Here is a 14,172-nt window from a genome sequence, read left to right as displayed (position 1 = left end):
AGCCTGTCCCGAGAGGCCGGCTACTTTTGTGATCGCCGCTGTCAGGGTGGTTTTGCCATGGTCGATGTGACCCATTGTCCCCACGTTCAGATGCGGCTTGCTTCTATCAAATTTTTCCTTCGCCATTTTCCGATCTCCTTTTATATATACAAGAATGCTTTTCAGCAACTGAGCCCTCAACGAGATTCGAACTCGTGACCTCACCCTTACCAAGGGTGTGCTCTGCCAACTGAGCTATGAGGGCTTAACGTGCTGTTTTCCCTGGCGGGAGCACCAACAAATGCTGGTACAGGTGGGCAGTGAAGGATTCGAACCTCCGAAGTCTTCTGACAACTGATTTACAGTCAGTCCCCTTTGGCCACTTGGGTAACTGCCCATGATAAATTGTTATTGATCACCGATCACATTTCTCATTCAGCAATCATTGAGCCGACGACGAGACTTGAACTCGTAACCGCCCGCTTACAAGGCGGGTGCTCTACCGATTGAGCTACGTCGGCGAGTGATTAAGCAGAGCGATTATACCAAAACAACTCACATCGTCAAGACAAATTGCCGGTAATGAATTTAATATGAATTGTTGAAAACTCCCTCTTGACTTTCAATACCAGAGGGATTATTATTAGAACAGGTGTTCTAATATGAACAAATCAAACCACTTTGACTTGATGATTGGCGCATTGGTTGAACTTGCTCAGGAAGAGCAAGCGCATCAACCTCCGCCCACGCCTGCCACGCCAACTTTGAAGTCTGTCCTCGCTGATGCATCTCCACTTCCGCGCGAAGCGCTCTTCCTCGGCCTGGCAGAAGATGGTTTACCTGTACTATTAAATCTATATGACCCCATCCCCGGCCCCATCCTTATTATTGGTGATCAAGCCAGCGGCAAGACAACCCTCCTGCAAACCATCGCCCGCGCCGCAGATCTACTCCACTTACCATCCGAAGTGCAATATGGTGTCATCACATCCTATCCCGATGAGTGGAAGGATTTCGATGGCAATCAAAACAATGCCGGGATTTACGTTACTCAAGATGACAACACCAAAGAACTCTTGCAATCTCTGGTTACTTGGGCGCATAACAACAAAGGTGAACAACAATCGATTCTGCTTTTGATTGATAACCTTGAGGCTGTTACAAAATTAGATCAGCAAGTGGAACAAAATCTACGCTGGCTGCTCTTACGTGGCCCCAGCCGACGTGTATGGCCCATCGTCACTTTGAATGCGGCGCGCGCACAAAGCATGAAGGCATGGATGGAATTCTTCCGAACGCGCCTGTTCGGTCACATCGAAAACGCAGATGAAGCGAATTTCGTTACTGGCGACTCAAAATATACACTAACGCATTTGAATACAGGTTCACAATTCGCCATGCGCGAAGAAAATAAATTAATTAATTTTCAGGCTCCAACCATCGACTAGTTGATAAGAAAGGCAAATATCATGCATACTGGAATGTTATGGTTTGACAACGACCCTCAGACGACATTAAGCGTAAAAATCCAAAAAGCAATGGATTATTACAGCAAAAAATTCGGTCGCACTCCAGATCTTTGTCTTGTACATCCAAGTATGTTGGAAAGCGGCCAAAAGCAATTTGAATTGGGGAAAATAATCATTCGTCCCTACCGGCCTGTTATGCCCGGCCACCTTTGGATTGGCGTAGAGGATCAGAAATAAATTGAGATGATGTGAAAACCTTCGCCTTTCACATCATCTCGACATGTCCTTACGAACCTCCCGTATTACTGGCTACGGGAGGTGTTTATTATTCCGGTACTTTATTCACCAATCGCCACCACAAAGGCTATAGCCTGTTTTTCTGTATGGCTCAAACTAATAGACCAGTTCGATAGCCCCAATTGATCCGCTAACCTCTTTCCCTCCCTATATAATATTAAACTAGGCGCCTTGTTTTCATCTGACTTGATTTCAATATCCCGCCAGCCCACATCACCGATGCCACAGCCCAATGCCTTTGCAACTGCTTCCTTTGCAGCGAACCTCACCGCAAGGGAGGAAATTCGGCCGCCACAATCACGTTGTTCCCCTTTTGTAAAAACGCGCATCACAAAACGTTCCCCATGGCGTTCCATCGCTTCACGAACGCGGTCAATATCGATCAGATCAACACCAGTGGCTAGTTTCATAAAATAGATTATGGGCCCGCGACGGCAATCACAAGGCGATCTGTGTCAATGTATTTGCGCGCGGCTGCCAACACATCAGCGCGTGTGACGCTGCGTATCATCTCATCGAAGCGTTGATAATAATCCATGCCCAAGTCGTAACGCTTAATGTTGAGAATTGCATTTACCACACCGCTATTTGATTCCAATGAAAGCGGCAGTCGTCCGATGTAATTCGCCTGGCTGTCGGCAAGCTCATCTTTTGTCACGCCATGTTTTACAAAACGGCGCAACTCCTTCTCGATCAGATCAATTGCCTTCTTTAAGTTTGCCGGGTTTACACCCGCATTCACTTCCCAGGTACCAGGTCCCATCCCAGAACTCAACGAGGAGTAAGCATAATAAGCCAGACCAGATTTTTCTCGCACCACATCGCCGATGCGCCCCATCATGCCAAATTGCCCCAACACCGAATTGCCCAAAGACGCGGGCATGTAATCAGGGTCTTTGCGGCTCGGCCCCACCATGCCAATCACAAGATCAGATTGAGATTTTCCTGAAATCTTATGATGACGCTTTTTCATTTTCTTTATGGGTCTATATGGAGGAAGAGCGGGCGCTTCAATCTGACCTGGAACCTGCCAGCCACCGAGGACACGTTCCACCTCTTCGACCGCTTTCTTCGGGTGGATCGCTCCCACGACTGCAATGACCAGGCCTCTCGGTCCAAAATAGCGGCGATGAAATTCCTTCATATCCTTCCGTGTGATCGATTGGATCGTCTCTGGAAACCCATCACTGGGCCTGGAATATGGATGACCGTTGAATAACATTTGATCGAAAACTATATCAGCCATATCAGAAGTATCCTGCGCGCGGATCGCAAGCCCGGTGAGCAGTTGCGCGCGCAATCTTTCAATTTCATCTTTGGGGAAAGCAGGTGTTTGCAATGACTCAGAAAGTAGTTTGAGCAAAAGCGGAAGGTCTTCCACCAGCGAACGTCCGCCAAAACTGGTCTTGTGGACGCCTGAATCAAAGCCCAGGCTGGCGCCTACAGATTCAAGCTCATTGTAAATTGCATCAAAACTGCGTGTTTGCGTGCCGCGCATTAAAGAGGATGCAACAAAATCTGCCAGGCCTAATTTCTCATCGCTTTCAAAAATCGCACCAGCGGATAGATACCCGCCCATGCTGACGGATGGGCTGTTGAAGTTTGAACGGGCAAAAACTGTAATTCCATTTGAAAGGACAGCCTGATAAATATCCTCAGGCCCGGGCAGGGATGGTTTTGCATATGATTTTGCCATCTATCCTCCATTGCCTTTCGGAATGTAGGTGCCTATCACACGGTTTTTGGCCTGAAAATATTTCTGAGCCACACGTTGTACATCCTGTGGAGTGACTCTGGCAAGTTGATCCAAATAAGTTGTGAACCAATCATAGGACGAGAACATGGCTGTGTAACCCATCCAGAATGCCTGGTTGGTGATGTTCTCACTTCCATAAGCAAAGACTGCACGCGCCTGTTTGACGGCACGCTTGATTTCATCGCTGTTTACCAGTTCATCCTGCAATTTTTTAAGTTCAACATCCAACACTGCAATGGCTTCTTCGAGTTTGCGTTTGGGATGGTTGGTTATGGTGATACGGTAAAGAAACGGATCTATCGTAGCTTCGGACCCGCCGGAGACATCCACTGCATAGCCTGTATCTACAAGTGCGCGATAAAGGCGTGATGTCTTATAGGAAAGACCGTTGGCGCCGTTAAGCAGGCTATCCAACACTTGTAGAGGGAAATAATCCGGGTCAGTTGCATTGGGAAAATGATAGGCCAATTGAGCAAAGCTGGTTTCGCCGGGGCCTTCCATAGAAAAGCTGATCTCACCTTTTTGTTCGGGTTCCGAGCGGGCCAGCCGAGGCGGAGTTTGTCCTTTGGGAATGCGTTCAAATAATTCTTTGATGCGCTTTAACATGGTTTTCGTTTCAAAATCACCCGCAATAGCGAGCACCGCGTTATTTGGAACGTAATATCTGCGGTAATGTGAATAAAGGTCATCACGCGTAATGGTGTGTAAATCTGCCATATCACCGATGATCTCATGATGGTATGGATGCACACGAAAGGCATAATTTTGAATTGCCTCCCCCAGCCTGAACATCGGTTCGTTCTCGCTGCCTTCCCGCTCAGAGATAATAACCGTGCGTTCAGATGCAACTTCTTTTTCATTAAAGTTGCTGTTTTGCATACGGTCTGCTTCGAGGCGCAGAACGAGGTCAATTTTATCGGCTGGCATGGTTTCAAAATAGCGGGTGGAATCATGTGAGGTGGATGCATTCCAGCGCCCGCCTTCGCGTGAGATGGCTTTATCGAGAATATTTGCGGGGAATTTTTTCGTCCCTTTGAACTGCATGTGCTCGGTCCAGTGTGAGATGCCGGTCTTGCCGGTGGGTTCATCTCGTGAGCCAACGCGATACCAGATCCAGGAGGAAATGATCGGCGCGGTATGGATCTCTTTGAGCATGACCTTCATGCCGTTCTTAAGGGTGACTTGGGTGATGGGGTTTGCCATGTATCTCCAAAAAATACCGTTATTTACAGATTGGTTCTCCATCCAAATTAACGGCGTTGCTGTTGATCATACAATAAAAGGGTTTTAGAACTTCCTGCAAGCCTGTAAATGGTTCGTGCAATTGTGTTTCATCCAGCGGGATATCCACCGGGACATTAAGAGTAACAGGTACTGTTGTATTCACGGGGACGGTCAAGTTTAGCACAATTGGCAGGGTGGTTCCCTGCGGTAATACGATGGTTGTATTTGCCCTGGTGATGTTAAGCCCACCAGTATTTACTGTAACGAGTGCATTGTTGATCGTCACATCCTGGCTGAGGACAACATTCGTCTGCTGGTTCAACTGCAAGTCAAACTGTACGGGAATGGTTGTGTTAACTTGAATATCGGTTGTGATGTGAGCACGGTCCATTTTTTCAAAGTTGCCATACAAACCGCCTAATAATTGTGTTCCCATGCCCATTATGGCAGAAACACTCAAGCCATATCTGTTCAAGGCAACGGCAAGGAATGCCAGGACAAAAACGAGAATCACATTGACAGCCAGGGAAATAACACTAGCAACGTTCCAAAGAGCAGGCCCAAAGATGGAGTTTCTGCTTTTCGGAACAGAAGCAGGTTTCCGCTTGGGAATTGAGGCGAGCGTAAGTTCTGGCGATTCAGGCGCTGAGGCATCCTGCTTGGGAGGCTCATCCGCATTTTCATCTTCTTCTTGTTTGGGAAGGAATGAGACATTGTTCGAATTCTTTTTTGGCAGGCGCATCATAGGCGATGCGCTGCCTAATAACTTACGCATTTTTTTACCGGGATCGTCTTTGGGTTCGTCGGTCATGGTGACTCCTTGCTGGTATGAAACGATACTTAATCTTAGCATAGATAGTAATACGCGGCACAGTTTTTTCTGCGACATTCCCTCCGCGGAAGACCACGTATAGTAATTTGCAAAATTGTGAGTAAAATATGAAGGGATGTAACTTGTTGGGAGTCATGTTTTCACATATAATGAGACAGTTTTTGTCGAAATTCGAGGAGGATCGTGGTCGTGGAAAAACAAAATCTTGTCGCTGTGATCGGCGCGGGGCCGGCTGGCCTGTTTGGTGCACGCGAACTTGCAAACGCGGGGGCGCGGGTGGTGATTTTCAATCGTGATATTAAACCTGGTGGCCTCGCAGAATATGGCATTTATCCTGAGAAGCATATAATGAAAGAGGGATTGCGCAAACAATTCCGCCAGACGCTTGACCTTGCAAACATTGATTATTATGGAAATGTTTCTGTCGGCACAAATGGTGACCTGACGCTGGATGACATTCGCGCGCTTGGCTTCGATGCCGTTCTTGTATCCGCTGGTGCGCAGGGCACAAAATCCCTGGGCTTACCGGGCGAGGAACTTGAAGGTGTGTATCATGCCAAGGATGTGGTTTATTTTTATAACAAGCTCCCGCCTTTCAGCCAGAAAAATTATCGTTTTGGAAAACGCTGTGCCATTATCGGCGCCGGCAATGTGATGGTGGATATTGCGCGTCATCTCATCAACGTGCAGAAAGCGGAGGAAGTAACCGCTGTTGTAAGGCGTGGGCCTGCCGAAGTCAATTTCACCAAAGAAGAGATGAAGCACTTAATTGGATATCTCGACCTGGAGGAATTTGACAAGGAAATGGAACGCGTCCGCCCGGTTCTTGAAACGATCAACCAGGACTTGGAAATTGGCCGCCACAAAATTTTGGATTCCCTCGCGAAAGCAGACCCAAAGACCTCGGAAGCAAAATTCCACTTTGATTTTCTGGCCTCCCCCACTGCCATGTACGGCGAGAACGGCAAGTTGACTCAACTGGAAGTGGAAGATAATACCCTGATCGAAAAAGATGGAAAGACCAGCGCCAAAGGAACAGGCGTAAAACGAGTGCTGAACGTAGATACTGTCATCTTTGCCATCGGCGATAAAGTGGATGAATCCTTTGGTCTGCCAACTGAATGGAACGAGTTCGTGAAAAATAAAGAACCGCGCTTCCCGGTGGAAGGGGTCTCGTACGAGTCTACTATTGAAGGCATCTTCGTTGGCGGTTGGTCCCGCAAGGCAAGCGAAGGATTGGTCGGTTATGCACGCCGCGACGGAAATAACGCCGGCAAGGCTGTCCTGCAATACTTGCAGGCTAAAGAACCTGCCAATGCCAGCGTTGAAGCAGTTGTTGAAAAGATGAAATCTCTTCACAAGCCCGTTATCACCAAAGAGGATATTAAACGCCTCGAAACGGTTGAAGTGGAGGAAGCCAAAAAGCGCGGGCTGCCAGAATTCAAGTTCGCCAGCAACGAAGAGATGTTGCAGGCAATGGGTTTGATAGAAACGGCATAATTACCCTCACCACTAGCCCCTCTCCCAAATTGGGAGAGGGGCAAAATTTATATGAAACTTTCAACACCGGAATTCCGCGCTATGCAATCGTTGCCCCGTAAGCTGGGACAGCGCTTCTTTGAAATACCCATGTTCAAAAGCATGGGCCTCAATTTGAAAAATAAGGATGTGCTTGAAATCGGTTGTGGTTCAGGCTATGGCGCTTTTCTGCTCAATGAATTGACCCCAAAAAGCTATATTGGTTTGGATGTAATGGAAGAGCAGATTGAGCTGGCAAAAAAGCAATATCCCCAGTTTCAATTCATCGTGCAGAGTGCGGAAGATCTAAGTCAATTTGCAGATGAAAGCAAGGATGTGGTCGTTATCTTTGGTGTTCTGCATCACATCCCAAACTGGCGCAAAGCGATTGATGAGATCATTCGAGTGCTCAAGCCAAACGGCAGTCTCTTTCTCGAAGAGCCGCGCGGTGTAGATATCAAACTCTTCGACGTGTTCTTTCGCTGGGGACATCCCGACACCGATTTCGGATTGATCACCCTGGACGCGCATCTGACTCAGCGGGGGCTGATCATCCAATCCAAACAGTGGACTCCGCTTTTAACGATGTATCACATCCAAAAACCTATGAGCAGTTAACCCGCAGGCTCCAGCCGCCGTCCTCGGCGGCGTTTTGAACAAACCCTGCACCGAAGACGGGCGCAGGGAGCAATCTCATCTACATAGTTTTAGTGCATCCACTGAGAAACCTAAGGGCAGTTGACCCTTTCAATCTGTATAATATCGCCTGTTGCTTCATATAGGTCAGGATACTTATCCTCCTGCAAATAATCGGCCAGCAGAGGTTTGATGGGGTAATAAGTGAACCGATAACAGCCGTTGACTTCGATCACATCCCACACATCCTTCTCAACCCCGAACGCATAATATTTATTTCCGTCAGTTGTATCGAGCACGTAATCGGTACAATAGTAATTGTTGCACTTGCGGGTCACTTCATTTTTTTCTTCCACTCGCACCAGCACAGTTTCATCCCCGTTTTGATAGGAGTTGTATGTGGCGATTGTCATGCCGATGCCCGCAAGCAATAATATGATGGCAGAAAACCCCGCACCGATCCGGGTAAAGACCTTATTGCGTCCGCGTCCAGGGAATATTGCTGCAAACACGCTCATCAAAGCCACCAGGAACATAAACACAATTGCGAATATCCCCCCTGAAAACGCCTTCAAAGGCGATGCTGAAAAAATAATCGTATCCATAAACAACCTCCAATAAAGTTTATCTATCTAATACAGTCTCGTTCCCGCAATTCTGTCACTTGTTGGCTGGAGTACCCAAGAACGTTCGTCAAAATATCCTCAGTGTGTTCTCCTAACAAGGGTGGCGGAAGTTTATATTCCACAGGCGTACCGCTCATCTTAAGCGGTGACCCAACCAGTGGCAACGCCCCAATGGTTGGATGTTCCATCTGTACCAGCATTTCCCTTTCCTTAACCTGAGGCATGGAAAAGACCTGTTCAAAGTTATTGATCGGGCCACAGGGGATTTCAGCCTGCTCCAACTTTTGCAACCACTCTGAAACTGAAGCCGTTTTGAAAATGGCAGCAAGTAAAGCAATGATCTCGTCACGGTTTTCTACGCGGGCGGAATTCGTGGCAAATCTTTCATCCACCCCAAGCTCAGGTTTCCCAAGCAGATCACACAAACGCACAAACTGACGGTCATTCCCCACCGCAATTGCAAACCATCCATCATTGGCTTGAAAGCTTTGGTAAGGAACAATATTCGGATGCCCATTGCCATGACGCTTGGGTAATTTACCAGAGATCAAATAATTACTGGCAACATTCGCAAGCCAGCCTAATTGTGTATCAAACAAGGCAATATCGAGATGCTGTCCTTGCCCAGTAAATGCACGTGCCTGCAAAGCAGCAAGGATCGCAATGATCGCGTTCTGCCCCGCAAACAGGTCGACAACCGCCACTCCAGTTTTCATCGGCTCACCTTCGGGTTCGCCGGTAATGCTCATTAATCCGCCTGAAGCCTGGATCATGAAATCATAGCCAGGCTTATCGCGCATGGAACCGGTTTGACCAAAACCGGTGATCGAGCAATAGATCAATTTCGGGTTCAATTCATGCAGGGTTTCAAAATCCAAACCAAACCTTTGCAACGTGCCAGGTCGAAAATTTTCAACCAACACATCGCTCTGTATAGCAAGTTCACGCAAAACACCTTTGCCTTCATCGGTTTTCAAATCGATCACAATATCGCGCTTATTGCGGTTGACACACAAATAATAGGCACTCTCGCCTCCTGCGAACGGCGGCCCCCACCCGCGTGTCTCATCGCCTTCGGGCGGCTCCACTTTGATCACATCCGCGCCCAGGTCACCTAGAACCATCGTACAATATGGGCCGGCAAGCACGCGGCTTAAGTCCAATACTTGAATTCCTTGTAAGGGCTGCATAACTCTCCTTAATAATTTTCGTCATTGCGAAGAGGGTGCTCTTCCCGACGAAGCAATCCCATGACAACGTAGGAGATTGCTTCGGGCTATCGCCCTCGCAATGACGGGAAATAAAATATGAAACGCGACTTATATTTTAGCAAACCACTCATCAACGCAGCGGGGTCCCTTGGATTCGCACCAGACGTCCGAAGTCTTGAAGACATCGGATGTCTCAGTCGCTTCGGCGCTTTCGTGACGAATCCGATCTCACTGCGCCCACGCCTGCCGACTGCCCAACCAGCCTTGATCCAATTCCCCGGCGGATTCCTGCTCCATACGGGCCTGCCGAATCCCGGGTTCAGTAATGTGCTGAAAAAATATTCTGCCAAATGGAATCGGACTGACCTGCCGATTATCGTCCACTTGATGGCAGATCGACCGGAGGAAACTCAGCGCATGGTTCGAGAGCTTGAAAACGTCGAAAACGTAATGGCGGTTGAGCTTGGTTTCGCACCTCTGCTTTCAGACGATATCATCTTATTGAATTTGGAAATGTGCGTTGGGGAAATTCCATTAATTTTTTCATTGCCCCATGAACAGATATTAAGTTTGGGTCCACGTTTGATCCAGCATGGCGCACATGCGATCAGCCTTGCCTCCCCTCGCGGGGCTTTATATGATGAGCATGGTAATTTAATCACCGGGCGGTTATACGGACAGTCTTTATTCGCGCGCTCATTGGATATCGTCCACTCGGCGGCGATGCTTGGGCTTCCCATCATCGGTGCTGGAGGTGTATGGACGGATGCAGACGTGGAGTCCATGCTCAAGGCGGGGGCAATGGCTGTAGAAACAGATGCCCAGTTATGGGTCCCGAAAGAAGCGGGGTCGTAGAGTACGTCGCATATATTTAAAAAACGACTAAAGTCGTTACTACGTTTTAATAAAAAAAGAGTCCCGTCTTTCGACGAGACTCTTTTGGTCTGATCAGAATTAGAGAACCACTACATCAGCGGCTTGCAATCCCTTGGGACCTTGTTCGATGGTGAATTCGACTTTCTGGCCTTCCTGCAAGTTCTTGAAACCATCGCCCCGAATAGCGGAAAAATGTACAAAGACATCAGGACCACCTTCGCGCTCGATGAAACCAAAACCCTTGGTGCCATTGAACCACTTTACCGTACCTACCACACGTTCAGACATTTTGCCTCCTAAGCAAAGAAAAAATGAGGTGACGCAGTATGTCTTTCATCGGGTGGTAAATAAAGCAACTCAAATGTTGTGCTTTGAGCGTCCTTCTTGATACTTCCACAACGAAAACCTACTTGCATCCTACGAGCGCAACTTTATCATGAAATTCTCATATTGGCAATTATTTTACGGGTTCAAGCAGCATGACCGGGATATGGCGATGCGCGGCGCGTTCTTTGTATTTTTCGTAACCTGCATAATACGAGATTGCTATTTGCCAGTATTTCTCGCGTTCTGCGCCGCTTGTTTCACGTGCCAGATATTTGTCTGATCGGCCATTCATATGAACATGGCATTCAGGATTCTTTTTGAGGTTATAGTACCAGCCCGGGTTATGCTGACGCCCAAAACTGGATGCGATCACGGCAATCTTTTCGCCATCTGGCACGCCAACTAGTGGCGATACATGCACCTTGCCTGTCTTTGCGCCCACGGTCTCTAGCTGAATAATATACCAACCTAAAATTTCAGATATGCTATGTCGGTGATTTGTTAATTTCAACATAGCGCCATCCAGGTGATGGATCCTGGGAGCAACAAATGCTGTGACCGGGCGCAGCATCACCAGGCGATGAATGAGACGCTGAATTGCATTCGGTCTTTTGATCATTTTTCCAGCCATATGGTTACAGGCCCATCGTTATAAATTTCAACTTCCATATGTGCGCCAAATTGACCGGCCTGAGTCGGCACACCGTGCCCGTGCAGTAATTCAATAAAGCGATCCACAAGCGGGGATGCAAGATCAGGCAACGCGGCATCTATAAATGAAGGACGACGTCCCTTACGGGTATCAGCATAAAGCGTGAACTGCGAAACGACGATGGCTTCACCTTTGACATCCAGAACAGATAAATTGGTCTTACCCTGTTCATCTTCGAATATCCGCAAGTTTGCCACTTTCTCAGCTAGGAATTGCGCCTGCGCTTCCCCATCGCCATGGCCAATGCCTAATAAAATCACCAGGCCTTTCCCTATTTTGGAAATAGTCTGGTGATCTACTTTTACACTGGCTTGGGAAACTCGTTGGATTAATATTCGCATAAATTATCAACTGAAGAAAAATCCACAGATTACTCAGATTTCGCCGATTTTTTTCTCCATCAATCTGTGTAATCTGTTAAATCTGCGGATTGCCTTCCCTGTTCTTGAAATTAAGGAAGTTGCATCGCTTCGCGCACTTCCGCCATTGTCTTTTGAGCAATGACGCGGGCGCGTTTGCCACCGTCGTTCAAAACATCCTGCACATAACTTTCCTGTGAAGCAAGCTCGGCGCGTTTGGCACGGAACGGTTCAAGGTGCTTATTCAGATTTTTCGCAAACAACAATTTGCAATCCACGCAGCCGATGCCGGCCCTGCGGCATTCGACATTAACCATGTCTATATCTTCCTGTGGCGATATGATTTTGTGCATGGTAAACACATTGCACACATCAGGGTTGCCCGGATCGGTGCGCTTTACACGGGCAGGGTCGGTGACCATCTCACGCACACGTTTGACAGTCTCTTCCGGCGTGGATGCAAGCTCGATGTGATTATTCAAACTCTTGCTCATCTTGTCTTTGCCGTCGATACCTAAGACTTTCAAAACTTCGGTATGTTTTACTTGCGGTTCAACCAACACCTTGGTGTTATAGCGATAATTAAAGGAACGTACGATCTCGCGTGCAAATTCGATGTGCGGAGCCTGGTCGATGCCAACCGGGACAACGTCCGTTTTGTAAAGCACAATGTCCGCGGTCATCAGAACGGGGTATCCGACCAATCCATAATTGATATTCTCAGGTTGTTGGCGCACTTTTTCCTTGAAGGTTGGCAGGTCAGTCAATTTGCCGAATTGAGTGACCATCGAAAGATAGGTGTGCAATTCCATCACTTCAGGCACATGCGATTGCACAAACAGGATCGACTCCTCAGGGCGAATGCCCGCCGCAAGCCAATCCAACGCCATTTCAAAAGTGTTTAACTTTAATTCCTGGGTAGTCTCCACCGTCGTTAATGCGTGGACATCCACAATGCAATAGACGCAATCGTATTCATCCTGCAACGCAACATAATTCTGAATTGCGCCAAGATAATTCCCCAAGTGTTGCCGCCCCGTTGGGCGCGCTCCTGAAAATACTCTTCCTTTTTTCGCCATCCGTAATCCTCTAATCAACCATTTTTGAGATGATGTTAATGATCTCGCCTGCTTCCGCGTGACGTTTTGTTTCCAATTTTGAGTAGATTAATTGCCCGTTCACGCTGACCTCAAACCTGCCTCCGTCCGAGGGAATTAACACCACCGATTCGATCAGGTGCTCATAATCCTTAAGTAACTCATCCACCAGGCTCACGGCCCGGCCAGTGTAATGTCAGACTGCACAGTAAATAATCTCGATTTTCAGCATGAAGCCCTCCAAAAATGTTAGAAAATTATAACACGCCGCATCTTAAGGCTTGCCACACCCTGTTATGCACGCTATAATGCCATAGTTGTTTCAAGAAAGTAAGAAGTAAGGAGAGTTCTAATATGCCTGTTTATACCTATCGTTGCGAATCTTGTGGGATCCAATTCGAACGCCATCAATCTTTCACCGATGCCCCTTTGAAAACCTGTCCTGAATGCCGCAAAAAGGCACTCAAAAAGGTCATTACTCCCACCAAGATCATCTTTAAGGGTTCAGGGTTTTACGCCACAGATCACAAGTCACCTTCAGGCAATACCAGTTCGACCAAATCTGAGAAGCCTGAAAAGTCCGAAAAGAAGGAAACCAAATCCGAAGGCAAGACCTCAAGTGAGAATAAATCGGATTAGCTCTCAACAAAAAGCGGCGCAACGATGCGCCGCTTTTTTATTTCAGGACTCTCGCTTGTCGTTCTGAGCGGAGCGAAGAATCTCTGATTTCAGGGGTTGAGACCCTTCGCTATCGCTCAGGGTGACACGGTAAAGCGAGAGCGAGCGAAAGCCCTGTATTTAATTTATTTCATTAAAATTGAAATGCTACTAAGGCGAATGAGATCCAATGGCCTGCCAGACAATATAGCGGTTATTTGAAAAAACATCGGCCCACTGCCCTGTGGCACGAATCTGCTCATTCAGTTTTTTCTCTATTCGATATGTGATAATAAATTGAGGCTCTTCTCCCACTTGCCCCAGGGCGGTTTCTACACAAGGCCAATCTTTCTCTTTTCTGCATCCCTGAAAAAGTGACATTAAATAGATTTGCCGTCCGTACTCACCCAGCCATTCACTTCCCCATTGGGCTACTAGAGGTTCGCGCTTAAGCAAAAACGGCATCCATTCGGCCTCGTCTTGAACCAACAATGCCAAATATTTCGTTTCAGGTGGGAATATGTCTGGGACGACTTCACCAAGCTCTATTGCAGGCTCACTCAGGAACGGGGTAAAGGATGAAATGGTGTTGTACC

At 47.6% G+C, this 14,172-nt stretch carries 18 protein-coding genes, 3 tRNA genes and 1 pseudogene; 6 read left to right on the top strand and 16 right to left on the bottom strand.

The features are described from left to right. The 4 genes from AC14M5_RS11715 to AC14M5_RS11700 all read right to left on the bottom strand — a co-directional run. A partial coding sequence (locus AC14M5_RS11715; protein WP_484029850.1) for a GTP-binding protein occupies positions 1-126 on the bottom strand: 126 nt, incomplete at its 3' end. A gap of 45 nt (positions 127-171) precedes the next feature. Further along, a tRNA-Thr gene (locus AC14M5_RS11710) sits at positions 172-244 on the bottom strand. Between the two features lie 49 nt (positions 245-293). After that, positions 294-376: transfer RNA gene (locus tag AC14M5_RS11705), tRNA-Tyr, on the bottom strand. Positions 377-427: 51 nt separating this feature from the next. After that, a tRNA-Thr gene (locus AC14M5_RS11700) sits at positions 428-500 on the bottom strand. Between the two features lie 141 nt (positions 501-641). On the opposite strand from AC14M5_RS11700, the gene AC14M5_RS11695 reads away from it, so the two are divergent. Next, positions 642-1,427, top strand: a complete 786-nt coding sequence (locus tag AC14M5_RS11695) for a hypothetical protein (protein ID WP_484029849.1) — start codon at positions 642-644, stop codon at positions 1,425-1,427. Between the two features lie 21 nt (positions 1,428-1,448). Then, positions 1,449-1,685, top strand: a complete 237-nt coding sequence (locus AC14M5_RS11690) for a hypothetical protein (RefSeq protein ID WP_484029848.1) — start codon at positions 1,449-1,451, stop codon at positions 1,683-1,685. Between the two features lie 101 nt (positions 1,686-1,786). Here AC14M5_RS11690 and acpS read toward each other — a convergent pair whose 3' ends face one another. Genes acpS through AC14M5_RS11670 form a run of 4 tightly spaced genes read right to left on the bottom strand, consistent with a single transcriptional unit; the run spans position 1,787 to position 5,536 of the window. Beyond that, positions 1,787-2,155, bottom strand: a complete 369-nt coding sequence (gene acpS, locus AC14M5_RS11685) for a holo-ACP synthase (protein ID WP_484029847.1) — start codon at positions 2,153-2,155, stop codon at positions 1,787-1,789. 8 nt (positions 2,156-2,163) lie between these two features. Next, on the bottom strand, positions 2,164-3,441 hold the full coding sequence (locus tag AC14M5_RS11680; RefSeq protein WP_484029846.1) for a M16 family metallopeptidase: 1,278 nt from the start codon (positions 3,439-3,441) through the stop codon (positions 2,164-2,166). Beyond that, positions 3,442-4,704 carry a M16 family metallopeptidase gene (locus tag AC14M5_RS11675; RefSeq protein ID WP_484029845.1) on the bottom strand — a complete coding sequence of 421 codons (1,263 nt, stop codon included), beginning with the start codon at positions 4,702-4,704 and terminating at the stop codon, positions 3,442-3,444. A gap of 19 nt (positions 4,705-4,723) precedes the next feature. After that, positions 4,724-5,536: a hypothetical protein gene (locus AC14M5_RS11670; RefSeq protein ID WP_484029844.1), complete on the bottom strand. Its 813-nt coding sequence runs from the start codon at positions 5,534-5,536 to the stop codon at positions 4,724-4,726. 210 nt (positions 5,537-5,746) lie between these two features. Between AC14M5_RS11670 and AC14M5_RS11665 the strand changes: the two genes are divergently transcribed. Beyond that, a complete protein-coding gene (locus tag AC14M5_RS11665) occupies positions 5,747-7,057 on the top strand; it encodes an FAD-dependent oxidoreductase (protein ID WP_484029843.1) in 1,311 nt (436 codons plus the stop codon). 51 nt (positions 7,058-7,108) lie between these two features. After that, positions 7,109-7,693, top strand: coding sequence for a class I SAM-dependent methyltransferase (locus AC14M5_RS11660; protein WP_484029842.1), 585 nt, complete (start codon positions 7,109-7,111; stop codon positions 7,691-7,693). A gap of 110 nt (positions 7,694-7,803) precedes the next feature. On the opposite strand, the gene AC14M5_RS11655 is transcribed toward AC14M5_RS11660, so the two are convergent. Together AC14M5_RS11655 and AC14M5_RS11650 are read right to left on the bottom strand one after the other, a co-directional pair. Then, a complete protein-coding gene (locus AC14M5_RS11655) occupies positions 7,804-8,316 on the bottom strand; it encodes a hypothetical protein (protein ID WP_484029841.1) in 513 nt (170 codons plus the stop codon). Between the two features lie 23 nt (positions 8,317-8,339). Beyond that, positions 8,340-9,527, bottom strand: a complete 1,188-nt coding sequence (locus AC14M5_RS11650) for a CaiB/BaiF CoA transferase family protein (protein WP_484029840.1) — start codon at positions 9,525-9,527, stop codon at positions 8,340-8,342. A gap of 117 nt (positions 9,528-9,644) precedes the next feature. Between AC14M5_RS11650 and AC14M5_RS11645 the strand changes: the two genes are divergently transcribed. Continuing rightward, a complete protein-coding gene (locus tag AC14M5_RS11645) occupies positions 9,645-10,403 on the top strand; it encodes a beta/alpha barrel domain-containing protein (RefSeq protein WP_484029839.1) in 759 nt (252 codons plus the stop codon). A gap of 99 nt (positions 10,404-10,502) precedes the next feature. Here the strand turns inward: AC14M5_RS11645 and AC14M5_RS11640 are convergent, their stop codons facing one another. The 5 genes and pseudogenes from AC14M5_RS11640 to AC14M5_RS11620 all read right to left on the bottom strand — a co-directional run. Beyond that, a complete protein-coding gene (locus AC14M5_RS11640; protein ID WP_484029838.1) occupies positions 10,503-10,712 on the bottom strand; it encodes a cold-shock protein in 210 nt (69 codons plus the stop codon). Between the two features lie 169 nt (positions 10,713-10,881). Continuing rightward, positions 10,882-11,370, bottom strand: a complete 489-nt coding sequence (locus tag AC14M5_RS11635; protein WP_484029837.1) for a nitroreductase family deazaflavin-dependent oxidoreductase — start codon at positions 11,368-11,370, stop codon at positions 10,882-10,884. Then, the gene (dtd, locus tag AC14M5_RS11630) at positions 11,367-11,804 is read right to left on the bottom strand and encodes a D-aminoacyl-tRNA deacylase (RefSeq protein ID WP_484029836.1); all 438 of its coding nucleotides are present in this window, start codon (positions 11,802-11,804) and stop codon (positions 11,367-11,369) included. Before dtd ends, AC14M5_RS11635 begins: the two co-directional genes overlap by 4 nt. 110 nt (positions 11,805-11,914) lie before the next feature. Further along, entirely contained in the window at positions 11,915-12,901 is a 987-nt protein-coding gene (gene trpS / locus AC14M5_RS11625; protein ID WP_484029835.1) for a tryptophan--tRNA ligase, read from the bottom strand. 10 nt (positions 12,902-12,911) lie between these two features. Then, positions 12,912-13,100, bottom strand: a pseudogene (locus AC14M5_RS11620) (SelT/SelW/SelH family protein); the annotation flags it as partial. A gap of 173 nt (positions 13,101-13,273) precedes the next feature. Between AC14M5_RS11620 and AC14M5_RS11615 the strand changes: the two are divergent. After that, positions 13,274-13,558 carry an FmdB family zinc ribbon protein gene (locus AC14M5_RS11615; protein ID WP_484029834.1) on the top strand — a complete coding sequence of 95 codons (285 nt, stop codon included), beginning with the start codon at positions 13,274-13,276 and terminating at the stop codon, positions 13,556-13,558. A 189-nt stretch (positions 13,559-13,747) separates the two neighbouring features. Here the strand turns inward: AC14M5_RS11615 and AC14M5_RS11610 are convergent. After that, a partial coding sequence (locus tag AC14M5_RS11610; protein ID WP_484029833.1) for a hypothetical protein occupies positions 13,748-14,172 on the bottom strand: 425 nt, incomplete at its 5' end.

The sequence above is a fragment of the Candidatus Villigracilis sp. genome, from assembly GCF_057083605.1.
This window is presented reverse-complemented; position numbering and strand designations above follow the sequence as displayed.